10 protein-coding genes are annotated in these 25,099 nt (G+C 75.8%); 5 read left to right on the forward strand and 5 right to left on the reverse strand.

The features are described from left to right. The first annotated feature begins 139 nt into the window (after positions 1-139). Genes AB0B63_RS09905 through AB0B63_RS09920 form a run of 4 tightly spaced genes read left to right on the forward strand, consistent with a single transcriptional unit; the run spans position 140 to position 10,864 of the window. On the forward strand, positions 140-5,773 hold the full coding sequence (locus tag AB0B63_RS09905) for an amino acid adenylation domain-containing protein (RefSeq protein WP_357016474.1): 5,634 nt from the start codon (positions 140-142) through the stop codon (positions 5,771-5,773). Next, positions 5,770-7,278, forward strand: a complete 1,509-nt coding sequence (locus AB0B63_RS09910) for a class I adenylate-forming enzyme family protein (protein WP_357016477.1) — start codon at positions 5,770-5,772, stop codon at positions 7,276-7,278. The genes AB0B63_RS09905 and AB0B63_RS09910 overlap by 4 nt, the downstream gene beginning before the upstream one ends. A 23-nt stretch (positions 7,279-7,301) precedes the next feature. Next, complete coding sequence (locus AB0B63_RS09915; RefSeq protein ID WP_357016480.1) at positions 7,302-10,595, forward strand: amino acid adenylation domain-containing protein; 3,294 nt, start codon at positions 7,302-7,304, stop codon at positions 10,593-10,595. Continuing rightward, the gene (locus AB0B63_RS09920) at positions 10,595-10,864 is read left to right on the forward strand and encodes a phosphopantetheine-binding protein (protein ID WP_208566772.1); all 270 of its coding nucleotides are present in this window, start codon (positions 10,595-10,597) and stop codon (positions 10,862-10,864) included. Before AB0B63_RS09915 ends, AB0B63_RS09920 begins: the two co-directional genes overlap by 1 nt. Positions 10,865-10,922: 58 nt before the next feature. On the opposite strand, the gene AB0B63_RS09925 is transcribed toward AB0B63_RS09920, so the two are convergent. Genes AB0B63_RS09925 through AB0B63_RS09945 form a run of 5 tightly spaced genes read right to left on the reverse strand, consistent with a single transcriptional unit; the run spans position 10,923 to position 23,106 of the window. Next, positions 10,923-12,794: a hypothetical protein gene (locus tag AB0B63_RS09925; protein WP_357016483.1), complete on the reverse strand. Its 1,872-nt coding sequence runs from the start codon at positions 12,792-12,794 to the stop codon at positions 10,923-10,925. Further along, positions 12,791-16,342: a DUF5682 family protein gene (locus tag AB0B63_RS09930; RefSeq protein WP_357016486.1), complete on the reverse strand. Its 3,552-nt coding sequence runs from the start codon at positions 16,340-16,342 to the stop codon at positions 12,791-12,793. The genes AB0B63_RS09925 and AB0B63_RS09930 overlap by 4 nt, the downstream gene beginning before the upstream one ends. After that, entirely contained in the window at positions 16,326-17,489 is a 1,164-nt protein-coding gene (locus tag AB0B63_RS09935) for an AAA family ATPase (RefSeq protein ID WP_208566775.1), read from the reverse strand. The genes AB0B63_RS09930 and AB0B63_RS09935 overlap by 17 nt, the downstream gene beginning before the upstream one ends. Continuing rightward, entirely contained in the window at positions 17,486-22,234 is a 4,749-nt protein-coding gene (locus AB0B63_RS09940; RefSeq protein ID WP_357016490.1) for a hypothetical protein, read from the reverse strand. The genes AB0B63_RS09935 and AB0B63_RS09940 overlap by 4 nt, the downstream gene beginning before the upstream one ends. Further along, positions 22,231-23,106 carry a DUF4132 domain-containing protein gene (locus AB0B63_RS09945; RefSeq protein ID WP_208566777.1) on the reverse strand — a complete coding sequence of 292 codons (876 nt, stop codon included), beginning with the start codon at positions 23,104-23,106 and terminating at the stop codon, positions 22,231-22,233. The genes AB0B63_RS09940 and AB0B63_RS09945 overlap by 4 nt, the downstream gene beginning before the upstream one ends. A gap of 633 nt (positions 23,107-23,739) precedes the next feature. Between AB0B63_RS09945 and AB0B63_RS09950 the strand changes: the two genes are divergently transcribed. Next, a complete protein-coding gene (locus tag AB0B63_RS09950; RefSeq protein ID WP_357016493.1) occupies positions 23,740-25,098 on the forward strand; it encodes a nucleotide sugar dehydrogenase in 1,359 nt (452 codons plus the stop codon). Position 25,099 lies beyond the last annotated feature (1 nt).

Here is a 25,099-nt window from a genome sequence, read left to right on the forward strand (position 1 = left end):
TCCCGACCGTACGACGTGACGGCCGTCGCCGAATCGCTCGAAGGTGCTTTCCATAGTGGACCGATCAGCCGATCCGACGGTTCGCACCCGACGTGCACACTACTGGCCACTGCCCGCACCGTTTCGAGTAAGGCACCGCGTGACGAACGTTGACGTACCGACGCGGGCCGCCCCGCCACATTCCACCATCCCCCGGTCCACCGGAAATCCGCGTCTGTCATTCGGTCAGGAACGGATCTGGTTCACCGAACAGCTCTCCCCCGGCACCGCCGCGTACGTCGTGCACGCGACGGTGCGGCTGCGCGGGCCGTTCGACGTCGACCTGCTGCGCGCCGCCCTCGACGCCACCGCCACCCGGCACGACAGCCTGCGGATGCGGTTCACCGAGAGCGTCGACGGGGAGCCCGTGGTGACGGTGCTGCCCGAGGTGCGGGTGCCGGTGACCGTCACCGCCGCAGCGACGGGGGACGCCGCCCACGCGCTGGTCGCCGAGTCGGTCCACACCCCGTTCGACCTCACCGTCGCGCCGCTGCTGCGGGTGCTCGTCGTCCGGCTGGCCGACACCGAGCACCTGCTGCACCTGGCCATGCACCACATCGTCAGCGACGGCTGGTCGCTGGACCTGCTGCTCGGCGAGATCGCCGCCGGTTACGCCGCGCTGCGCGACGGTGGCGAACCACCCGCCCCGCCGGTCACCCGCTACGTCGACTACGCCCGCTGGCAGCGGGACCGGCTCGACGGCCCGGCGACCGGGGACGGATTCGCCCACTGGACCCGCGCGCTTGCCGGCGTGCCGCCGCTGGAACTGCCCACCGACCGGCCCCGCCCGACCGTGCAGTCCTACCCGGGCGCGACCCACCGGTTCACCGTCGACGCCGACCTCACCGACGGGCTGCGCCGACTGGGCCGGACCCACCGGGCCACCCTCTACATGACCCTGCTCACCGGCTTGCAGGCCGTGCTGTTCCGGCACAGCGGGCAGCGGGACTTCGCCGTCGGCTCGCCGGTGGCCGGCCGGGTGGTCCCCGAGCTGGAACACCTGATCGGTCTCTTCGTCAACACCCTGGCCCTGCGCGCCGACCTCTCCCCCGACCCGACGACCGCCGCCGAGCCGAGCTTCGCGAGCCTGCTGCGCCGCAACCGGGGCATCGTCGTGCGCGCCCTGGCGCACCAGGAGATCCCGTTCGAACGCCTCGTCAAGGAACTCAACGTCACCCGGGACGTCACCCGCGCCCCGGTGTTCCAGGTGCTGTTCACCCTGCAGAACTACGCGCGGGGCGGCGACCGGTGGCCGGCCGGACTGCACGTCGAGGGCGTCGGCACCGACGCCGCCAGCGCCCGCTTCGACCTGTCGCTGTACGTCGGGGAGAGCGCCGACGGACTGCGCGGCACGTTCGTCTACCACACCGACCTGTTCGACGCCGCCACCGTGGCCCGGCTCGCCGGGTCCTTCCAGACCCTGCTGCGGGCCGCCGTCGCCGACCCGGACCGGCCGGTCGTCGATCTGGACCTGCTCGACCCGGCCGAACGGGACCGGATGCTGGCCCTCGCCGGCGCTCCGGCGACGCCGCCCGCCCCGGAGCCACCGCCGGCTCCGGAGGCACCGCCCGCTCCGGACCGGTGGGCCGGGGAGCAGGCGCGCGGGTTGCCGTCGGACGACCGCACCGGGGTCACCGGGGCGGCGGTCACCCTGGCCGACCTGATCGCCCCGCACGTCACCGCCACCCCGGACGCGCCGGCCGTGGTCTGCGGGTCGGACCGGATCAGCTACCGGGAGCTGGACCGGCGGGCCAACCGGCTCGCCCACTGGTTGCGGGCCCGGGGGGTGGGCCCGGACCGGCTGGTCGGGGTGCTGCTGGAGCAGTCGGTCGAGCTGGCCGTGACGCTGCTCGGGGTGCTGCGGGCCGGCGGCGCGTACCTGCCGCTGGACCCGGAGCAGCCCGCCGCCCGGCTCGGCCTGATGCTCGCCGACGCCCGGCCGACCGTGCTGCTGACCAGCGCGGACCTGCTCGACCGGCTGCCCGCCGGGACGGTGGCGACCCGCCTGGACGAGATCGCCACCGAGGTCACCGCCGCACCGGACGACCGACCCACGACCGGCGTCGGCGGCGAGCACCTGGCCTACGTCATCTACACCTCCGGCTCGACCGGCACCCCGAAGGGGGTGGCCGTGCCGCACCGGCCGGTGCTGCGCTACCTCGACGGGGTGGCGGACCGGTTCGCCGTCGTCCCGGCCGCCCGGTACGGGCTGTTGCAGTCGATGTCGTTCGACTTCGCCGTCACCGTTTTCTACCTGGCGCTGGCCACCGGCGGCACGGTGCACCTGCTCCCCCGCCGGGGCACCGGGGCCGAGCTGGCCGCCCGGCTGCGCGACGAACGGATCGACTACCTGAAGATCACCCCGTCGCACCTGGCGGCGCTGACCGCCGACTGCGCAGCGGAGGACCTGCTGCCGGCCCGGGCGCTGATCCTCGGCGGCGAGGCGTCCGACCTGGAGCGGATCGCCCCGCTCGCCGCCGGGCCGACCCGGGTGTTCAACCACTACGGGCCCACCGAGGCCACCGTCGGCGTGGCCACCTACCGGGTGCCCGTGGACGGGCCGGACGTCGGCCCGGTACCGACCGGCCGGCCGCTGCCGTACGCCTCGGTGCACGTGCTCGACGAGCGGATGCGTCCGGTGCCGGTCGGGGTGCCCGGTGAGCTGTACCTCGGCGGGGACCGGCTCGCCCGGGGCTACCTGCACCGGCCCGGCCCGACCGCCGAACGGTTCGTGCCCGACCCGTACGGGCCGCCCGGGTCCCGGCTGTACCGCACCGGTGACCTGGGCCGGTGGCGGGCCGACGGGGAGCTGGTCTTCCTCGGTCGCCGCGACCACCAGGTGAAGATCCGTGGTTACCGGGTCGAGTTGGGTGAGGTGGAGGCCGCCCTGCGGGACTGCCCGGGGGTACGCCAGGCGGCGGTGCTGCTGCGCGACGACCGGCTGGTGGCCTACCTGGAGCGGGAACCGGGGCCGGACGCGGATGCCGAACCGGGGCCGGACGCGGACGCCCCGGACCCGGCGCGCTGGCGTCGCCTGCTCGCCGGGCGGCTGCCCGAGCACATGGTGCCCACCCGCTGGGTGGTGCTGGACCGGCTGCCGTTGCAGGAACACGGGAAGGTGGACCGGCGGGCCCTGCCCGAGCCCACCGACGACGGCCCGACCGGCGAGCGGGTGCCGCCGGTGGGGCCGGTGGAGACGCTGGTGGCCGACGTGTGGCGGACGGTGCTCGGAGTGCCCGAGGTGGGCGTCACCGACGACTTCTTCGACCTGGGCGGGCACTCGCTGCTGGCCACCCGGGTCGTGGCCCGGCTGCGCCGGGAACTGCCCACCGTCACCGACGGCACCCCGACGGTCAGCGTGATGGACCTGTTCCGGTACCGCACCGTACGCGAACTGGCCGGCCTCGTCGGCGGGCCGGACCCGGGTCGGGCCGGGCTGCTGCACGAGTTGACGCCGCCGGTGCCCGCCGCCGACCGGGTCGCCACCCTGGTGTGCGTGCCGTACGGCGGGGGCAGCGCGGTGGTGTACCAGCCGCTGGCCGACGCGCTGCCGGCCGGGTACCGGCTGCTGGCGGTGGCCGTACCCGGACACGACATCGGCCTCGCCGACGAGCCCGCACCGATCGCCGACGTCGCCGCCGGGGTGGTCGCGGAACTGCTGGGCCGGGTCACCGGCCCACTGATCGTGTACGGGCACTGCGGCCCCGGCGGGGCGCTGGCCGTGGAGGTCGCCCGCCGGCTGGAGGCCGCCGGACGGGACCTGCTCGCGGTCTACCTCGGTGCGGTGTTCCCGTTCGCCCGCCCCGCCGACGGGCCGCTCGGGCCGCTGCTGCGGCTGCGGTTGGCCGAACGGCTGCGCAGCGACCGGATCTACCGCACCTGGTTGCAGGCGCAGGGCACCGCCGTCGGCTCGCTCGCCCCCGACGAGGTGCGGTTCCTGGTCCGGGCGATGCGGCACGACGCCCGGGTGGCCGAGGACTACTTCACCGACCTGATGCGCCGGCGGGTCACCCCGCTGCGGGCACCGGTCGTCTCGGTGGTCGGTGAGCGGGACCGCAGCACCGACTACCACGAGGAACGGTTCCGGGAATGGCACTTCCTCAGTGACCGCACCGCGCTCGTCGTGGTCGACGAGGGCGGGCACTACTTCCTCAAGTACCGGTCGGATGAACTGGCCGAGATCGTCACCGACGTGCACCGGCGGCTCGACACGCCACCCCGGCCCGCCCCGACCGGGTCGGCCGCCACGCCACCGGCCTGGCAGCTCGCCGCCGTCTCCCGCCGCAGCGCCGACGGACCCCCCACGTCCGACCCGCCCCGGGCAGGCGTGGGTGGCGCGGACCGGGGCCGGACCGCGCCACCGCCGAGCCTGCGCCGCTTCGGCCTGGTCGCGGCCGGTCAGGTCGTCTCCGGGCTGGGCACCGCGCTGACCACCTTCGCGATTCCACTGTGGATCTATACGCAGACCGGCTCGCTCGCCCGGTTCGCCCTGTTCGCCGTGCTCGGCCTGCTGCCCGGCCTGCTGGTCGCACCGCTGGCCGGCGCGCTGATCGACCGCACCAGCAGGCGGCGCGTGCTGCTGCTCGCCGGCCTCGCCGCCGGCAGCGCCAACGCGGTGCTCGCCGGGCTGGTGCTCACCGACCGGGCGCAGGTGTGGCACTTCTATCCGCTGGTCGGCTGGCTGTCGGTGGCACTGGCCTTCCAACGGCTCGCGTTCGTCTCGGCGGTGCCGCAACTGGTGCCCAAACGCTTCCTCGGGCACGCCAACGGCCTCACCCAGACCGCCGTCGGCCTCACCCAGTTCACCGTGCCGCTGCTCGCCGTGGCCCTGCTGGAGACCGTCGGGCTGCGCGGCATCCTGCTCGTCGACGTGGCGTCGTACCTGTTCGCGGTCGGGGTGCTGGCGGTCGTCCGGTTCCCCCGCACCCTGGCCCTGCAACGCCGCGAGGGCATCGGCACCGAGATCGTCGCCGGGCTGCGCTACGCGCTGCGGCGTCGGGAGTTCCGCGCCATGCTGGCGTTCTTCGCCGCGCTCAACTTCTTCCTGTTCCCGGTGCTGTTCCTGCTCTCCCCGCTGGTGCTCGGCTTCGCCGACCTCACCGACGTGTCCCGCGTCGCGCTGACCGGTGGGGTCGGTGCGGCCACCGGGGGCCTGGTGATGCTGCTCTGGGGCGGACCCCGCCGACGCCGGATGCGGGCGGTGCTGCTGGGCACCCTCGGCATCGCGGTGGCCGCCGTGCTGACCGGGTTGCGACCCAACCTGCTGCTCATCGGGGCCGGCGCGTTCGGCATGTACCTGGCGCTGGGCATCGTCAACGGCGTCTACCAGACGATCATCCAGACCAAGGTGCCGGCCCGGGTGCACGGCCGGGTGTTCGCGGTCAACCAGATGGTCGCCCAGTCCACCCTGCCGCTGGGCTGGGGCGTCGTCGCTCCGTTCGCCGCCCGGGTGGTGGAGCCCACGCTGCTGCCCGACGGGGCGCTGGCCGGCACCGTCGGGGTGGTGCTCGGGGTCGGGCCGGGTCGCGGGCACGGGCTGCTCTACGTGCTGTTCGGGGTGTGCATCGCGCTGACCGCGCTGGTGTCGCTGGCCACCCCCACCCTGGCCCGGTTCGACGACGAGGTGCCCGACGCGCCCCCGGACGACCTGGTCGGCATCGAGGAACGCCGGGCCCGCACGGCCACCCCCGCCGACCGGACCCCGGTGGGTGCCGGGACGGGAGGGTCGCGGTGAGCACGACACCCACCGGGACGCCCCCGCCGCGTACCCTGCCGGAACTGCTCGACTGGCGCACCGGGCTGCACCCGGACCAGGTGGCGGTCGAGGTGCACCAGGTGGCCACGTTGACCTTCGCCCAATGGTCCGCCGGGGCACGGGCCGTCGCCGCCGCACTGCGACGTCGGGGGCTGCGCCCCGGCGACCGGGTCGGCCTGGTCTTCGGCCCCCGCGACTGGGTCCGGTACGCGGTGGCGTACTGCGGGGTCCTGTGGGCCGGCGGGGTGGCGGTGCCGCTGTCCGACCGACTCGCCGCCGGGCAGCTCGGGTACGCGCTGACCCACTGCACGGCCACCGCCGTCGTGTACGGCGACGACACCCCCGCCCCGCCCGCCCCACCCGGCGTGGCGGTGTTCGGCGACGCCGAGCTGCGCGCCGACGGGCACCCCGACGACGGCGACCCGGTCACCGTCCGCCCCGGTGACCTCGCGCAGATCCTCTACACCTCGGGGACGACGGGCCGCCCCAAGGGGGTGTCGGCGCGGCACGCCAACCTCACCGCCGGTGCGCCGCACCACCCGCGCCGGTTGGCCCTGGCCCACTCGCAGCGGTTCCTGCACGCCTTCGCGATCGGCACCAACGCCGGGCAGACGATGCTGCTCAACGCGCTGACCGCGAAGGCCGCCGCGCTCACCCTGCCCCGGTTCACCCCGGTCCGGTTCGCCCGGCTGGTCGCCGCCGCCGGCACCGGGACGGTGTTCGTGGTGCCGTCGATCGCCATCGAGCTGCTCGACTCCGGTGCGCTGCGGGACCGCGACACCAGCGGCGTACAGCTGATCGGGTCCACCGCCGCGCCGCTGCCACCGGCGGTCGCGGCCCGGCTGGCCACGGCCTTCCCGCAGGCCACGATCGTCAACTACTACACCTCCACCGAGGCCGCCCCGGCGCAGACCACGATGATCTACGACCCGGCCCGGCCGGACGCGGTCGGCCGGCCGGTCGGCGGGCAGCTGATGGTCGCCGACCCCGACGGCCGCCCGCTGCCGGCCGGGACGACCGGCGACGTGTGGCTGCGCTCACCGCACCCGCGCGCCTACTACCGCGACGACGCGGCGAACCGGGCCACCTTCCGCGACGGGTGGGTACGGATGGGTGACGTGGGCCGGATCGACGCCGACGGCTACCTCTACCTCACCGACCGGCACCAGGACGTGATCAAGACCGGTGCGTTCAAGGTCTCCACCGTCGAGGTCGAGGCGGCGCTGCACGAGCATCCGCTGGTGGCCGAGGTGGCCGTGGTGGGGGTGCCGCATCCGGTGCTCGGTTCCGCGGTGGCCGCCGCCGTGGTGACCCGGCCGCAGGCCGGCACGGACGGGCTGACGCTACCGGTGCTGCGCGGCTTCCTCGCCGGCCGGCTGGCCGACCACCAGCTGCCCGCCCGGCTGCTGCTGCTGGACCGGCTGCCCCGCAACGAGGGCGGCAAGGTGCTCAAACGGCAGCTGACCGTCCTGTTCGACAACTGACCACCCGCACCGACAGCACGACCATGGGAGAGCATGTGGGCACCGCCGAGGCGACCTTCGCGCAGCACGCCGTCTGGTTCACCGAACAGGCCGGGGTCGCCGGCACGGCGTACCACCTGGCGCTGGGCATCCGGTTCGGCGCGGAGCTGGACCGGGCGGCCCTCGTCGCGGCGTGCGCGGCGACGGTCGCCCGGCATCCGGTCCTGGCCGCCCGGGTCGGCACCGACGACGACGGCACCCCCCGGTTGACGCCGGCCGACACCCGCCCGTCGGTCACCTTCGGTAAGCTGACCGACGCCCGGGTCGCCGAGGAGATCGCCCGGCCGTACGACCTGCGGACCGGCCCGCTGGCCCGGTTCACCCTGCTGACCGGGACGACGGGTGCCCACCTGCTGCTGGTCACCGCGCACCACCTGGTCTTCGACGGCACCTCCAAGGACGTGCTGGTCCACGATCTGGCCGCCGGATACGCCGCCGCCCGGTCCGCCGGCACGGTGCGGCCCGCCGACACCGGCCCGGAACAGTCCGGTGACGACCACGCCGGCCGCGCGGCGGTCGAGCAGCAGCGGATCGCCGTCGACCTGCCCGCCGCCCGCGACTTCTGGGCGCGGCACTGGTCCGGCCCCGGTGACGTGGTGCTGCCCGGCCTGCGTCGGCTGCCCACCGGCGCCGAACCCGGCGTCGCCGTCGAGGTGACGCTGCCCGCCGACGTGGTCGACGGCCTCGACCCGGCGGCCCGGTCGCTCGGGGTGACCCGCTTCGAGCTGCTGTTCGCCGCGCTGCACACCCTGCTCGGGCGGTACGGCAACCAGGGCACGCCGGTCGGGGTGGCGCTGTCCACCCGTACCCCCGAACAGGCCGGCCGGATCGGATTGTTCGTCAACGAACTACCGGTCACCGTCGACCCGGCCGACGGCACGTTCCGCGCGTACGCCCGCGCCGTGCGGGTCCGGCTGCGCGAGGTGTACCGGCACCGGGCCGTGCCGCTGGCCCACGCGGTGCCCGGTCTGCGGCCCGCCCCGGCGGTGACCCCGGTCAGCGTCGGCTACCGGCGGCGCGGCGCGGAACCGGTCTTCCCCGGGGTGACCGCAGCGGTCGACTGGACGCTCTTCGGCGGCGCCGCCCGCAACGCCCTGCACGTGCAGATCGTGGACGCCCCCACCGGCCCCACGGTCAGCCTCCAGCACAGCCCGGCGGCGATCCCGACCGACGCGGTACGCCGGATCGGGGCGCACCTGTGTACCCTCCTCACCGCCGTGGTCGCCGATCCGGACCGGCCGGTGGCGCAGCTGCCGGTGCTGCCCGCCGAGGAACTCGACCGGGTCACCCGGGTGTGGAACGACACCGGCCGGGCGTACCCCGCCGGGGCGAGCGTGCCCACCCTGTTCGCCGCCCGGGTCGCCGCCGACCCGGACGCGCCGGCCGTGGTCGACGACGAGCTGACCCTCAGCTACGCCCAGCTCGACGCCGCCGCCGACCGGTTGGCGGGGCTGCTGCGCCAACGCGGGGTCGGGCCCGGGTCACTCGTCGCGGTCGCCCTGGACCGGTCCTGGCGGGCGGTGGTCACCCTGCTGGCGGTGCTGCGCTGCCGGGCCGCGTACCTGCCGGTGGATCCGCAGCACCCGCCGGCCCGCCGGGAACTCGTCCTCGCCGACGCCACCCCCATGCTGGTGGTGACGCCGACGGTGACCGCGCTGACCTGGCCGACCCTCGCCCTCGACGGGATCGACCTGCTCACCGGGCCGACGCCGGTCGCCCCCGCCGTGCCGCCGGACGCCGACGACCTGGCCTACGTGCTCTACACCTCGGGCTCGACCGGCCGACCCAAGGGTGTGTCGGTGCGGCACGGGGCGCTGACCAACCTGCTGCTGGGCGTCCGGGACCTGCTGGGCAGTGGCCCGGCACACCGGTGGCTGCACCTGACCTCGCTGTCGTTCGACATCTCCACCGTGGAGGTCTTCCTGCCGCTGGTCACCGGCGGCCGGGTGGTCGTCGCCTCGACGGTCGGCCCCCTCGACGGCGCGGGCGTGCTGCGGCTGGTCCACACCGCCGGGGTGACCCACGCCCAGGCCACCCCGTCGGGTTGGCGGGTGCTGCTGGAGGCCGGCCTCGGCACGCCCGCACCGGACGCCGCCGGGCCCACCCCGCCGCTGGTCGCGGTCACCGGCGGGGAGGCCCTGCCGGTCGCCCTCGCCCGGGACCTGCGGGCCCGCACCAGCCGCCTGATCAACGGGTACGGCCCGACGGAGGCGACGGTGTACGCCACGATGGCCGACGTCCCCGCCGATCCCGACGAGGTCACCATCGGACGGCCCCTGCCGAACGTGCGGGCGTACCTGCTGGACACCTCGGGACGACCGGTGCCGATCGGGGTGCCGGGTGAGCTGCACCTGGCCGGCGTCGGGTTGGCCGCCGGCTACCTCGGCCGCGACGACCGGACCGCCGAGGTGTTCGTGCCGGACCCGTTCGGGCGGCCCGGGGAGCGGCTCTACCGCACCGGCGACCGCTGCCGGTGGCTGCCCGACGGGCGGCTGGAATTCCTCGGCCGCACCGACGACCAGGTGAAGATCCGGGGACATCGGATCGAGTTGGGTGAGATCGACGCCCGGCTGCTCGACCATCCGGCCGTGGCCGGCGCGGCGACGGTGCTGCGCCCGGACGCCGACGGGCCCCGGCTCGTCGCCTACCTGGTGGCCCGCACCGGCACCGACCCGGCACCGGCCGAGCTGCGCCGGCACCTGGCGGCGAGCCTGCCGCAGGCCGTGCTGCCGACCGACTTCGTGCCGCTCGACCGGCTGCCGTCGAGCCCGAACGGCAAGGTCGACCGGGCCGCCCTGGCCGCCCGGGACCTCGCCGTGGACCTCCCCCGGCCACCGGTCACCGACCCCACCCGCCCGGCCGGCACCGCCGACGATCCCCCCGGCACCATCCTCGCGCCCAGCGCAACCGTCCCGCCCGGCATCGGAGCACCCGGCACGCCCGGCGCAACCGGCACGCCCGGCATCGGAGCACCCGGCACCACCGGGACCGGTGGGCCGCCCGGCGATCCGGCACCGGGCGGAGCCGTCATGCCGGTCGGGGACGACGATCCGGTGGTGACCCAGCTGCGGCTGATCTGGCAGGAGGTGCTCCGGATCCCCGACATCGGCGTGCACGAGGACCTGTTCGACCTGGGCGGCCACTCGCTGACGATCACCCGGATCAGTGGCCGCATCCGGCAACGACTCGGCGTCGAGGTGCCCCTGGACGCCTTCTTCGACACCCCCACCATCGCCGAGATCGCCGAGATCGTCCGGCCGTCCGTGAAGGAGCACTGATGGACACCAACGACACCACCGACCTGCGGGGGCGGCTCGCCGACCTGGTCAGCGAGGCCACCGGCGGCGACGTCGCGGCCACCGACCTGCTCACCGGCGGCTCGATGGTCGCTCTCGGCGTCGACTCGCTCGGCCTGCTCCGCATGGTCGACGCGATCGAGCTGGAGTACGACGTCGAGGTCGAGCTGAACGGTCCCGGCCGGCCCCTGGACACCCTCGACGACCTGGTCACGCTGCTGTCCACCGCCGTACCCGACGACGCCCGCTGACCGGCCCGACCCGGGCGGGCCGGGCCGACCGGCGGATGACCCGGCCGGGCGTGGACGGTCAGGGCAGCCAGGACGCCTCCGCCGACGCCCGGGACGCCGCCTCCTCGTAGACCGCCAACGCCAGCCAGGACGCGGCGAACGCCTGCCCGTCGTCGTCGGTGAGCCGCCCGAAGGCATCCCGGGGTCGGGCCCGGGCCGCCGATCCCATCGCGGCGAGCAGGTGCGCGCCGAGGTCCAGGCTGGCCAGCCGCAGCTTCCGCTCCGTCGGGTCGGCCAACGCCTGGATCGCCCGGCCACCCGAGACGACCCGCTCCACCTGCCGGCGCAACGACTCCAGGGCGGGATCGCCGAGCCGGGGACGCGGCACGGCCGGGTCCGGGGCCGTGAGCCGGTCGGGCGGTGGCACCGCCGCAGCGTCCGCCGTCCGGAGCTGGCTCGTGTGCAGCTGGTCGTAGCCGAGATCGGCGTGACCCGCCCAGCTCACCGGCAGGGTGATTCCCGGCCCGTCGTCGTCGACCGGTCCCACGGCGAGCGCCTGGACGGTCGCCCGGCGGGTCGGATCGAGCCGACCCACCAGGCGCAGCCGCGCCCCCACCGCCTGCCCCAGCAGGCGCAGGTTGGCCCGGTGCGGCAGGGCGGCGTGCTCGTCGGCGACGGTCAGCGTCAGGACCGCCCCGTCGGCGGTGTCGACCAGGATGGTGTGGTCGTGCCCACCCAGCACCCGTACGGTCAGGAAGAGCAGGTCGGCACCGGCCGGGCGCTCCGGCAGCGGCAGGGTCACCGCGCCGAAGGCCCGCCGGACCTGGTCGGGCAGGGGCTGCGCCCAGAGCCCGGCGAGGGGTTCCTCGGCCCAGCCCACCCCGGCGGCCCGCGCCGCCCGGACCGCCCGCCCGGCACCCAACTGCCCCGACTCCGAGGCGGTGCCGCCGGACACCACCAGCCCGGCCCGGGTGAGCTGCCGGTGGCTGAGCCCCGACTCGCCCACCGCCACGGTCGCGTCACCCGCGCCGGCGGCCCGGCCCGCGTCACCCGGGGCGAGATCGGCGACCGTCCAGAGTCGACCGTCGCGGTCCGCCAGGTAGGTGACCACCCCGGCGTACCCGGAATCGGCCACCACCGGGACCGTGCAGAGCCCGTACAGTCGCAGGCCGGCCTGCGGGTCGTAGGCCCGCCGGGCGGTGCCCAGCAACGCGCCGAGGTCACCGGCCGGCGTCTCCCCACGCAGCCGGCGGGACACCGCCAGCAGCTCCCGCAGGTCGTCGGTCAGGTCGGCCAGCCGGTGCTGGGGTTCGCCCTCCCGGGCGGCCCGCAGCCCGGCCGCGACCCGGGTGCCGGCCGCGGCAGCCCGGTGCAGCCCGTTGGCCCGGGCCTCGTGCACAGCCCGCAGCAGGGCGGTCCGCAGCACCACCCCGCAGCCGACGATCCCCGCCCCGAGCACCGCCACGCCCACCTGCCACAGCCCGTCGGCGGCGGTCCGCTGCCGCTCGGTGGGCGCGGGCGGCGACCCGGCACCCTCCGCCACCGCGTCACCGGTCGCCCCGGCGGGCGGTTCGGTGGCGCGAGCCGGATCGACGGGCCGGCCGGCGGCCGCGTCGGCCACCCGGGCCGCGTCGTTCATGGCGGCCGCGTCGTCCACCGGGGCCGCGTCGTCCACCGGGGCCAGGGCGAGCACCGCCATCCGGTGCAGGCAGTTCGGCGCGAGCAGGCAACTGCACCGGGCGTCGGCGGCGCGGCGCACCACCCCGTCGGCCGTCACCAGGGTCACCGTGGTCGCCTCGTCGACCCGGACCGTCGCCCCGCCGTCCGTGCCGGTGACCGGCCAGCCAGCGGCCCGGGCGACCGCGTCGTCGACCTTGCGGCGCAGCCGGGCGGGCAGCGCCTCCAGGGCCTCGGCCAGCACCGGCGCGGTCACCGGCGGCAGGCCGGTCACCGCCGCACCTGCTCGCCGACCCACCGGGCCAGCTCCAGCGGGCTCAACGCGGCGACCGGCATCCCCGCCGCGACCAGCTGACCCGCCGCCGCGACCGAGTAGCGGGGACGGCCGGTGTCGTCCAGGCTGGCACAGCCCAGCACCTGACAGCCCGCCTCCACCAACGCCCGGGTCTCGGCCAGCAGACCACCCATCGGGTACCCCTCCTCGAAGTCGCTGATCACCACCACCATCGTCCGCTGCGGCACGGTGACCAGGGACCGGGCGTAGCGCAGCCCGGCCGCGATGTGCGTGCCCCCGCCGACGCTGACCTCCAACAGCAGGGCCAGCGGGTCGTCCACCCGCTCGGTCAGGTCCACCACCTCGGTGGAGAAGGCGACGAAGTGCGTGCTCAGCGCCGGGACACCGGCCAGCACCGCGGCGGTGAGCGCCGACCAGATCACCGACTCCTCCATCGAGCCGGAGACGTCGACGACGAGCACCAGCCGCCAGTCGACCCCCCGGCGGGCCCGGGTGCGGAACACCGGCCGCTCCGGCACCAGCGTCACCCGGCCCTGCCCGTCGCGGCGGGCGGTGGTCAGGTTGGCCCGCAGCGTCCGGGGCAGGTCCAGCGGGCCGCCCGGCCGGTAGGTGGGGCGGGGGGTCGTCAACCCGGTCAACGCCGGGCGCAGCCGGGCGGCCAACTGCCGGGTCAGCTCCGCCACGATCCGGGCCACCAGCGGGCGCAGCCGCGCCACCGTGGACTCCGGCAGCCCACCGGCGAGGGTGAGCACGTCACGGAGCAGCTCGACCGACGGGCGGACCGCCGCCGGGTCCAGTTCGGTGACCGCGTCCAGCCGCCCCGCCTCCACCGCCCGGGCCAGCACCTCCTCGCGCACCCCGGGGCCGAACAGGGCGGACAGTTCCTGCGCCCACTCCCGTACGCCGGGGAAGGACGCCTCCCGGCCGGCGCGATCGGCCGCCTCGGCGCCGGCCCCCTCACCCCGGCCGGCTCCGTACAGCTCGTCGAGCGCGGTGGCGTAGCGGCGGGCGCGCGGCCCGACCCGGGTCGACTCCCGGCCGAGCACCAGCCGCCACCGGTCCACTGTCGACAACCCGCCGGCCGGGGTACGCCGGGCGGCCGGCCGCGTCGCGTCGGTGACCGTCGGCGGCTGCGGCGACGGGTCCGCCGGCCCGGCGGCGGGCAGACCCTGCGCCAGGAGCGCCCGGCGGCCCGCCGCGTCGGCGTGCAGCCGGACCAGCAGGGCGTCCGGGTCGTCGAGCACCGCGACGTCGGCGGCCGGACCGGTGTCGTCCAGTCGTTCCCGGACCACGTCCAGCAGCCGGTCCCGACCGGCCGGGCTGACCACGTGGAAGCCGGCGCGCAGCGCCGGCAGCCGGGTGAGGAACTCCTCGTCGGGCAGGGTCTCGACCCGTTCCAGGAGCCCGTCGAGCACCTCGTCGCTGGCCCGCAGCAAAGGTTCGGCGACGACCAGCAACCCGGTCAGGTGGCCCTGCAGCTGCTGGCGTCCGGTGGGCGTCGTCGCGGTGTCCAGCCAGGACGTGACGAGCCGTCCGTAGGCGGCCGGCTCCCGCAGGCCCAGCAGGACCTGGACCGCCCCGGCGGCGGCGGCCATCAGCGGCGAACCCCCGGTGGCGAGCCGGGCCAGGCAGTCGGCCAGGCGCAGCCCCGCCCCGGCGGCGTCGGCCCGCTGGGCGAGCGTTGCCAACGCCTCCGCGTCGGAAACGTCCTCGGCGCCGGCCAGCCCGTCGACCTGCCGGACCGCCGCACTCTCCAACGCCTCGACGACCCGGCCCAGTTCGTCCGCCGGCAGCTCCGACGTGCCCGGCAGGTGGCCGAGGCGCAACCGGTCGAGCAGCGCCAACGCGGCGACCAGTTCACCGAGGGTGCCCTCGGCCGGTACGGTGACCGCCACCTCGGCGAGCCGGCGGGCGGCCAACCCGGCCAGGTCGCACCGGGCGGCGTCCTCCAGCCCGGCGATCAGGGCGGTCACCGTCGGTCCGTCCTCGGCCCGCTCCCGCCGTCGCCGCTGCACCAACGCACCCTCGGCGGCCTGGCCGAGGGTCACCCCGTGCAGCCCGGCCACCTCGATGGTCGCCTCGGTCCGGGGCGACCACTCCACCCGCCAACGGGTGGTGACCGGGTCGACCCCGCCGACCCCCGTGCCGGCGACCGGCGTGGCGTAGCCGACGCCACAGACCGTCAGCCGGTGCAGGGTGATCTCCCGCCGCCGGTCCAGCGGCGAACGCAGCGGGTCCAACCGCAGCTCCCTGGCCGGGTCGCCGGCCCCGGGCAGCCGCAACCGGGCCAGCAGTTCCCGCACCGCCGGGGCCAGCCCGGAGCGGGGGGCACCGGGGGCCAGCGCGCCGCGCCGGTCCCCGACGAGTACCTCCTCCATCGCGCGGGCCACCGCCCGGCCCCGACCGAGCACCTCGCCGTGGGCCAACACGCTCTGGATCGCCTCGACCAGTTCACCCCGGCCCGGTGCGGGCAGGCCGCGCAGTCGGGCCAGGTCGAGGGCGAGCCGGACCGTCTCCCGGGCCTCGCCGGGCCCGGCCGGGTGGCCGGCCCGACGGATCGCCGCGCAGACGGCCACCACGGCGGCGGTCGTGGCCGACTCGACCGCGGCGGGGTCGCCGGCGGCGGTGAGGACCGACTGCTGCCACTGCGGATCGCGGATGCCCGCCGGATAGCCCGACCGGGCGTCGAGCAACCCGAACGTGTACGGCACCAGCGACGTCACCACCGACGACGCACCGGCCGGGACGGCCCGGGACAGGGCCGGCGCACCGGTCAGCAGCGCCGGGGCGTGGAACGCGCCGACCAGGACGGCGACCCGGCGTTGCCCCGCCTCCGCCAGGCACTGCCGCATCCGTGCCTCCCGCCGCAGGTCGAGGGGGGACACCCCGGTCCCCCGTTCGGCGTCGGCCCGCATCGCCCAGCCGACCGCGAGCGCCGCCCGGCGTACCGCCTCCGGGTCGGCGCCCGGGGCGCGGGCCTCGACCGACCGGTCCCACAGGTCCTCGTCGGCCCGCCCGCTGCCCGCCGCGCGTAGCGCGTCGGCGAACGACACGCCCGGCGCCGGGGCGGTGACCGGCTCGCGTTCCCCCCAGGCCGCGTCCGCCAACGCCAGGTCACACGGTACGACCGGAACCCCGTTACGGGCGGCCCAGCGCACCGCCACCAGTTCCGGGGAGAAGTCGGCGAACGGGTAGAACGCCGGTCCCCCGCCCTCGCCGACCACCCCGGCCAGCGCCACCGGGGCGGTGGTGGCCGGGTCGGCGAGCCACGGCAGCCACTCGCCGAGTTCCGGTGGGAGTTCCAGGAGCAGCACCTCGGGCCGGTACCCGGCCAGCAGCCGGGGCAGGGCCACCGCCAGGGCGGGCGAGTGGTGGCGTACCCCGATCAGGTAGGGCCGCCGGTGCCCGGCCAGCGCGGTGACCGCGACCGTGGGGTCGACCGGTTCCGCCGGTGGCCCGGCGGGCACCTGCTCGGCGCGCGGCGACGGCGGCCCGGCCGGGGACGGCGGTTCAGTCGGCGAGGACATCGCGCAGTTCCCAGAGTTGCCGCCACAGCCGCGCACCGTCCTCGGCCCGTCGCCGCACCGCGCCGTCCCAGTAGCCGAGCAGCTTGGCCCCGTCGGCCGGGTCGTCCTTGCGGACCACGCCGAGCAGGTGCCCCGGCAGCAGCGACAACACGTCCCGGTCGCCGGGGAAGTAGGCCGCCGCCAGCGCCAGCGACGATGCGACCGCCACCGCCTCGGCGGTGCTCATCACGGTGGAGGGCCGTTCCACCTCCCAGCCCTCGACCGACCGACCCGCGCGCAGGTCCCGGAACGCGGTGACCAGGGCCTCCAGCACGGCCTCGTCGACCGCGAAGGGGGCCTGCACCCGCTCCAGCGTGGCGCGGGCCTGCCGCTGCACCAGGGCGATCTCCTGGGCCAGGTCACCGATGGGGCCGACGGTCTCGAAGTTGAACCGGCGCTTGAGCGCCGCCGACATCTCCGACACCCCCCGGTCACGCAGGTTGGCGGTGGCGATCAGCGTGAACCCGGGCGCGGCGGGGACGGTGGCGTCGGCGGTGCCGGACAGCTCGGGCACCGCGATCCGCCGGTCGGACAGGATGGACACCAGCGCGTCCTGGACCTCCGGCAGGCAGCGGGTGATCTCCTCCACCCGGGCCACCGCGCCGGTACGCATCGCGGACAGGATCGGCGACGGCACCAGCGCGGCGGCGCTCGGCCCGTGTGCGAGCAGCAGCGCGTAGTTCCAGCCGTAGCGGAGCTGGTCCTCGGTGGTGCCCGCGGTGCCCTGCACGACCAGTTCGCTGCTGCCGCAGATCGCGGCGGACAGCAGCTCCGACAGCATCGACTTGGCGGTGCCCGGTTCGCCGACGAGCAGCAGGCCCCGCTCCCCGGCGAGGGTGACGACGCAGCGTTCGACCAGTGCCCGTTCCCCGACGAACTTGGCGGCCACGGTCAGGGTGCGGGGCAGGTCGTCGCGGCGGGCCTGTCGGGGCAGTTCCAGCGGGACACCGGCGCTGCCGACGATGAACGTGACGACGGCACGGGGGGTCAACCGCCAGCCCGGCGGCCGGGCCCCGTCGTCGTACGCGGCGAGGAACGCCAGCTCGGTGGCGTGGGCGTGTTCGGCCGGCTCGACCTGACGCGCCGTCGGGGTGGTCGTGGTGGTCATCGGCGGCCTTCCGTAACGAGATCGTCGAAGCGGGGTGCGTCGCCGTCGCGCAGCCGGGCCCAGGCGAGCGCGAACAGGCGGGGTGGGGGGGCGACCGGGGAGACGATGCCCAACGCGGTCACGCCACCCTCGCCCCCGATCAGCAGTGGGAGTTTCCACCGTTCCAGCGGCAGCAGCGGCGCCTTGAGCGCCAACCAGCCGCCGGGCAGGAACAGCGACCGCCCGGCCCGGGGCCGTTTCGCCACCACGACGTGCCCGGTCGCGGCCAACTCGGCGCGGGCCGCCTTGAGTCGGGCCGGCTTCCAGCCGGTCCACCGGGCGACGTTGCGGTCGGTCGGGTCGGGCAGGGCGAGCAGTTGCAGGTAGAGCGCCGCGGCGTCGGCACCCAGCCCGAGCGTCGTGGCGACCGTGGCGACCAGTTCAGGGGCGGACCGGGTCGGGTCCTGCGCGAAGCCGTCGTCCATCGCCGGGACGACGTGCGACACCACCTCGGTGAGCTGGCCGCCGACCAGCGCCCGCAGCGCCGCGAGCAGCTGCTCGTTGACGTGGTCGAGGCGGGCCCGCAGCACGGCCACCGCCGGATCGTCCGTTCCGGACAGCCGGGACGGGTACAACCGGACCCGGTGCCAGCGGTCGGTCGGCGGGATCAGCACCGGGCCGACCTCGGTGCCGGCCGGGCCGGTCGTCACCGGCAGGCCGAACGCGGCGGTGAACGCCGGCAGCTTCGTGCCGTCGACGTGCCCGACGAAGATGGTGAAGCCGGGGTCGGCCAACCGCTGCCGGGCCAGGTCGGCGGCGACCGGCAGCGCCGCCCGGATCGGGTCGTCGACGGCCAGGTGGTACGCCAGCCACGGCAGCGTCCTGGTGAGCGCGATCAGCGCGTCGTCGTCGTCGACACCGGTGTCGGACCCGGCCAGCCACCGGCCGGTGGCCGCGTTGGCGACCCAGTGGAGCACCGTCGAGGCCGGGAGCGGGCTGGTCACCCCGGCCTTGTCCACTCCGACGATCAACTCGTCGGACACGGGTCGCCGTGGCCCGTGCCGCCGCACCCACTCCTGCACGATCAGATCCTGCCGGGGCCCGTCGACCCACAGCCGCGCCGGGTCCTCGGGGATCAGCCGTCCGAGCAGGTTGGCGAAGACCTGCCGGCCGCGACCGCCGGTGCCCCAGAACCGGGCCGCCGCCGCGGGGGCGGCCGGGTCGGGCAGTTCCAGGATGGTCAGCAGTTCGGCGGGGGCCCTCTCCCACACGAGCCGGGGCAGGCCCGCCAGCAGCAACACCGCCTCGGCGTAGCTCATGCCTGCCGCCTCGGACAGGGTGCGGGCCCACTCCGGCTGCCACTCCATCGGCTCGTTGGCCCGGGCGAGCCGGACGAACTCGTCGATCCGCTGCGGCGTGACGTCACCGGTCGGCAGGATCCGCTCCTCGGTGATCCGGAAGCCGGACACCGCCGAGAACCGTCCGGTCGGCGTCCAGTCGAGCACGTCGAGTTCACGGTCGTCGGTGTCGACGGCGAGCACCAGCAGCCGCCGGCCGGCCTCGGTCAGCACCTGTCCCCGGACGTGGTCGAGCGGCTGGTTGCCGTCGGCGACCAGGGTGACCCGCCGCAGTCGGCTGCCCGGGGCGAGGAGCCCGGAACGGGCGCACACCTCCAGCAGCGTCAGCAGCGCCTCACGGACCTCGGACAGACAGATCGGGGCCACCGCCCGGTACATCGCGGCCGGCAGCACCCCCAGCAGGTCGAACCAGTCGAGGTCACCGTCCAGCTGGACCCGGGCGGCAGGCGTCGGGTCGGTGCCGGTGAGCGCGGCACCCGCGCGGGAGATCAGCTGCAGGGAGCTGTCCTCCGCGGCGTAGCAGTACTGGATCAGCCCGGCGAGCCCTTCGGAGAGCAGCCGGTCGACCGCCGGCGACCCGGCCGGGGCCTCCTGCGCGGGCAGCGCGTTGTCCTGCTCGCCGTCGAGCACGGCGGCCAGCGTCCGCAGCCGCGTCACCTGCTCGGCGGCCCGGGTGACGAGCCCGGCGACCCCGGCGACGAGGGCGGGCGCGGTGAGCTGCGGCAGGTGCCGGCCGACCAGGGCACGCACCTGGGCGGCGTCCAGCCCGGCCGCCTCGGCCAGCAGGGCGCCGGCCTGCGCGTCGGTGACGCCGCGCAGCGCCGCCGAGCCGGCCTCGTCGCGGGGTCGCAGGAAGTGCCAGTACTCCGCCGGCGGCACCAGCCGGCTGCCGGCGGCGAAGGCGGACCGCTCACCACCGGCCGGGTAGCGCCCGAGCAGGAAGCCGTCCTCGGCGCAGAGCAGCAGCTCGCCGTTCGCGCCCCGGCCACCGTGCAGCAGTCCGAAGGTGGTGTCCGCGCCGGGGAACCGCACCGCCGCCGCGAGCCTGCCGTCGGAGGCATCCGCCGGCAGGGCGAAGGACCGCCCGTTCACGGCTTCGCCGGACCAGCCGCCGTCCGCCCCGCGCCGCACCCGCCAGCCGGCGAGCCCGTCGGCGCGGCCCAGCGGACTGTCGGACGACTCGGTGGGGCGCAGCCAGGACGCGCCGGCGTCGAGGGGTCGACCGTCGACGGTGCCGTCCTCGAAGAACGTCGGCCGGGAGAACCGTCCACGCTCGCCCGTCGTGGGGTCGTACTCCTGCCAGCCCAGCGGGTGGTCGGCGGCGCGTAGCCAGTAGGTGGTGCCGTCGCTGATGACCCGGCCACCGGTCCGCTCGGCCCGGTCGCCGACCCGCAACGGACGTCGCCCCATGGTGCGCCCGCCGCCGGGCAGCGGCAGCGACAGCTGGGGGTAGGTGGTGAAGGCGTCGTCGGCGAGGGTGAAGACGTCGTCCGGGGTGCCGCTCCAGTAGGCGGCCCGGTCCCGGCCCCGGTCCCAGCAGACCAGCAGTTGCCCGTCGACGTGGCGCAGTACCAGCCGCCAACGGTACCGGTTCTCCCCGGCCGGGATCCGCATCAGGTGTTCCTGCTCCACGGCGTCCGGCCCGATGACCGTCACCAGGTCGCCGGTGAGCAGCAGCAGGTTCGGCCACTGCCCGGTGAGCTGCACGTCCGTGGTCGACTCGGTGAGCCGTTCGGCGGCGGTGTCCAGGGCGGGCCAGCCGTACTCGTCGAGCAGGCCGGAGCGCAGCGTACGGCCGAGGACCGGGCCGAGGTCGTGGTCGACGAGTCGACGTACCGCGTCGGGGTTGACGGCGAAGCCGGTCGGGCAGGCGACGGTGCCGACCCGGTCGAGGTGCTGGTCGAGCGTCGGCAACCCCTGCCGCCCGACGGCGTCGGCGAGGGTGTCCAACCAGCTGCGCAGGGCGGTCCGCAGGCCGGGCACCGCGACGATCTCCCGTACCCGGGGCGTCGGGTCGCGCTGGTCGCGCGCGCCGGTGCGCAGTCGCCGTTCGACGCCTTCGACGAGCACCGGCAGGAACCGGGGGTCGGCGGCCACGGCGACCAGGTCACGCCGGCCGTCGGTGTCGTCGGAGAACCAGAGTTCCAGCCGGTGCCGGACGTCGTCGGCCGGATCCGCGACGGGCACCCCCAGCGCCAGGCAGGTGTCGAGCAGGTCGAGGTCCACGGTGTCGTGGGCGCGGCAGAGAACGACCGGCACCCCGTCGGCCTTGAGCCGTCCCGCCATCCGGTCCACCAGGGCGAGCAGCCCCGGGTGCCGCTTGCGGACCCGCCACGAGCGGCGTTCCCGGTGCTCGTCGAAGCGGCGCAGCCAGCCGGCGGGTCCGTCCGGCGACTCGGCCTCGGCGGGGACGCCGCCCGCCGGCCCGGTCAGCGCCTGGGTGGCGCCGGCCGACTCCAGCACCTCCAGCCAGACGTCGTCGCCGCAGTGCTGGGGGGTCAGGCCGAGCAGCCGGCCGCGCAGGGCGGGGTCGTTCGCGGCGAGCCGGGCCAACGACGCCCGGTAGGCGTTCCAGAACGCCTCCGGCGCCCGGTTGAGCGCGGGCGCGGCCAGCAGTTCGCCGAGTACCCGCTCGTCCTCGGCGGCCGGGTCGAGCCCGGCGGCGCGGGCCAGCCGGCGCAGGTCGGTGTGCATCGCCGCGTACGGGGGCAGGCCACCCAGGGTGCGCTCCACGCACAGCCGCAGGAACATCGCGTACGCGTCGGCGGCGGAACGCCGGGTCGCGAGGTCCCGGGCGTGACCGGAGAGCGCCTTCGCGGTCAGCGCCCCGGCCAGCGCGAACTCCAGGAACACGGCGTGCTGGCGGTCCTCGTCGATGGTCAGCCCGTAGGCGCGTTCGGCGTCGCGGGCCTTGCCGAACATGGTCGCGGCGTGGGTGACGCTGTCGGCGGCGAGGAACGCCCGACCGGCCTCCTCGTAGAACGTGGGCAGGAAGTGCGGCACCGACCGGGCCAGCCGCTCCCCGAGGGCGTTGAAGCCGTCCTTGGCCGGGCCGACCCGGGAGCGCGCCGTACGGGCCAGCCGCTCGATCTCCTTGACCAGGGCCAGGGCGTGGTGCCCGTTGGCCGGGTCGTGGACCAGCGCCCAGGCCGGGAAGCCGAGCGCCTGCTGGCGGACCACGCCGACCGGGGTCACCCGCTGCGGCCGGTCGAAGCCGAGGAACTCCATGGACAGGTCCTCGGCCTCGCCCAGCGCCTCGCTGACCAGCCGGACCACGGTCCGTCCGGCGAGGACGGGGTGGGTGTACCGGCGGGCGGTCAGGGTGTCGGTGGTGTCGTCCTTGGCCACCACCGTGCCGACGGGCAGCACCGCGCCCGCCTCCAACAGGTCCATCGCGTCGATACTCACCGGTCCTCCTCCTGCTCTGCTGCCACGACCCGGCCGGCGTACAGTGCGGCGGCCATCCGGGTTCCCTCCGACCAGGCCACCGGGCCGACCGCGCCCAGCGGCAGGGCGGTGCCGTGCCGGTCGGTGAAGACGAGGTCACCGGTCTCGGTCTCGAAGTACGGGTCCTCCGCGCCGACCCACGACCGGGCCTCGACGGTGCGCCCGTCCTCGACGATCCGGCACACCGCGTTGCCGCCGCGCACCGGGTAGCCGAGCTTCGTCGCGCGGGCCGTCAGGTGGCGCAGCTGGTCGTACCGGCCGCCGGCGTAGTCACCGAACCGGGTCGCCGTCGCGTCGACCTGCGGCCCCCGCACCCAGGTCTGCCGGAAGAGCTGGTCGACGGACTGGCGGACCTGGAGTTCGGCGGCGAACTCCCGGAGGTCGTCGAGGTCGTCGAGGGTGACCGGGTGGGGGATGACGATCCGTCGGGCGGCCCGGCGGACGGAGTCACCGTCGAGGTCGACCAGCCCGACCTGGCCGTCGCCGACCTCGCGGAGCAGACCCACGCCGTCCGGGTCCCGGTGGCCGTCGTCGTCGAGCACCACGACGACGAGGTCGGTCAGCGCGGTGCGCCACGCCTCGTCCGGCCACACCTCGGTCAGGACCGCGACCGGCACCGGCAGCGAACGCACCATCCAGCGTTCGATGTCCGTGCGGCACTGGCCCTCGTGCCGGGTCAGCCACTCGGTGAGCTGACGCAGCCCCACCACGGTCGGGTCGTCGCGCAGGGACGCCGGCACGGAACGGAGTTCCCGTCCCTTGGCGTTGCGGGCGACGACATCACCATCGCGGAGAGTGACCTGGTAGCCACCCGACACCTCTGACCATCCCATGTGGACACCCCATGGCTCGGTGGGTTAAGACACCGGAGGCTAGCCCACCCGGGCGACAAAGCCGGGCCGTCGTCCCGCCACGCGGCGGCACCCGGCAGCCGGCACCGCTGCGTCACCGTGGGTGACCATCGACGGGGGTACCCGGGGTACCCGTCGGAGCAGCCGGGCGACACCACACCCGCCCGTCGCCCGTCGCCCCCGGCAGCGGCAGCGGCAGCGGCAGCGGCAGCGGCAGCGAACCACACGGCTCGCCGGATCGGGCCCGCCCCGCCCGGGCGCTCCCGCGGCGACACGCGGGGCCGTGGAGCCGGGGAACGGCCGACCGGTCGGACCGCCGGCCCGGCGGGTTGCGCACGATCGACGGCTCACCGCCAGTGATGATTCTTACTCCGCGCCGGCCGGTGACAGCGGTGGGACGGGCGGGACCCATGGTGCGCCGGAGACCACCGCCGGTCAGGACTTACAGGCGGTAACACCGCTTCCGGGCAGGTAGCACGCCGAAAACTGACCGAACGGACGGTCACCGACCGTAGTCTTTTCGCTTCGTGACGACTGTTCGTCGGACAGCCGACGGGGGTGGGCTGGTCGCACTCTTGGGTCATCCCCGTTCACCGTCCGTGAGGGTCACCGACCATGTCGCAGCTTCTGCCCGCCGCCCGGTCCGACGTCCCGACCAGCGCCCCGACGGCCCCGGCCGCCCCACCGGAGCCGGCCACCGCCACCACCGCCCCCGGGGCGCGTACCGCCGTGGTGGGCCTCGGTTACGTGGGCCTGCCGACCAGCCTGGCCCTGGTCGCCAGCGGCTCCCGGGTGATCGGGGTGGACATCTCCCCGGACCGGCTCGACGACATCCGGACCGGTCGCGCCGACCTGCTCGACGACGACCACGACCGGCTCCGGGAGACGTTGCGGGCCACCGATCCCGCGCTGCGCCTCACCACCGCGGTCGGTGAGATCGCCGACGCCGACACGGTGCTGATCTGCGTACCCACGCCGGTCGACCGGCACCTCGCCCCCGACCTCACCGCGTTGCGGGCGGCCTGCGCGGCGGTGGTCGCCCACGCCCGCCCCGGCCAGACCATCGTGCTCACCTCCACCAGCTACGTCGGCACCACCCGGGAGCTGCTGGTCGCGCCGCTGGCCGCCCGGGGCCTGCGGGTCGGGCAGGAGGTCTTCGTGGCCTTCGCCCCGGAACGGGTCGACCCCGGCAACGACCGGCACCGCCAGGAACTCACCCCCCGGGTCGTCGGCGGCACCACCCCGGACTGCACCGCACGGGCCGCCGCCGCGCTGTCCCGGATCACCCCCCTGGTGCACCGGCTCGGCTCCCCCGAGGCCGCCGAGATGACCAAGCTGCTGGAGAACACCTTCCGGGCGGTCAACATCGCCCTCGCCAACGAGTTCGCCGACCTCTGCCGGGACCTGCACCTGGACGTCACCGAGGTGATCGACGGGGCGGACACCAAGCCGTACGGGTTCATGGCCTTCCAGCCCGGCCCCGGGGTGGGCGGGCACTGCATCCCCTGCGACCCGCACTACCTGCTGTGGCAGGTACGCGGCCAACGCCGGGAGGCGCCCCTGATCGAGACCGCGATGCGGGGTATCGCCGCCCGCCCACGCCGGGTCGTCGACCGGATCCGGGAACTGCTCGCCGGGGCCGGCCGCCCGCTGCTCGGCGCCCGGGTGCTGCTCGCCGGGGTGACCTACAAGCCCGGGGTGGCCGACGTACGGGAGTCCCCGGCGTTGGAGATCATCGGTGAGCTGGTCCGGGCCGGCGCGGACGTCGGCTTCGTCGACGAGCTCGTCGACACGGTCCGCACCCCCGACGGCCAGACCCTGCACCGGGTCGCCGACCCGGCCGACCGGGAGTGGGACCTGGTGGTCGTGCACACCAGCCAGTCCGGCCTGGACGAGGCGTGGCTGCGCGGGCAGCCGATGGTGCTCGACGCCACCTACCGGCTGGCCGGGCTGCCCCGGCGGGAGGTCGTCTGAG

It is taken from the genome of Micromonospora sp. NPDC049081 (assembly GCF_040648835.1).
In the GTDB taxonomy this organism is placed as follows: domain Bacteria; phylum Actinomycetota; class Actinomycetes; order Mycobacteriales; family Micromonosporaceae; genus Micromonospora; species Micromonospora antibiotica.

Bases quoted from the DNA above. Each gene is read 5' to 3' on its own strand.
- AB0B63_RS09950 (WP_357016493.1), top strand. From the start codon at position 23,740: ATGTCGCAGCTTCTGCCCGCCGCCCGGTCCGACGTCCCGACCAGCGCC.
- AB0B63_RS09915 (WP_357016480.1), top strand. From the start codon at position 7,302: ATGGGAGAGCATGTGGGCACCGCCGAGGCGACCTTCGCGCAGCACGCC.
- AB0B63_RS09920 (WP_208566772.1), top strand. From the start codon at position 10,595: ATGGACACCAACGACACCACCGACCTGCGGGGGCGGCTCGCCGACCTG.
- AB0B63_RS09945 (WP_208566777.1), bottom strand. From the start codon at position 23,106: ATGGGATGGTCAGAGGTGTCGGGTGGCTACCAGGTCACTCTCCGCGAT.
- AB0B63_RS09935 (WP_208566775.1), bottom strand. From the start codon at position 17,489: ATGACCACCACGACCACCCCGACGGCGCGTCAGGTCGAGCCGGCCGAA.
- AB0B63_RS09930 (WP_357016486.1), bottom strand. From the start codon at position 16,342: ATGTCCTCGCCGACTGAACCGCCGTCCCCGGCCGGGCCGCCGTCGCCG.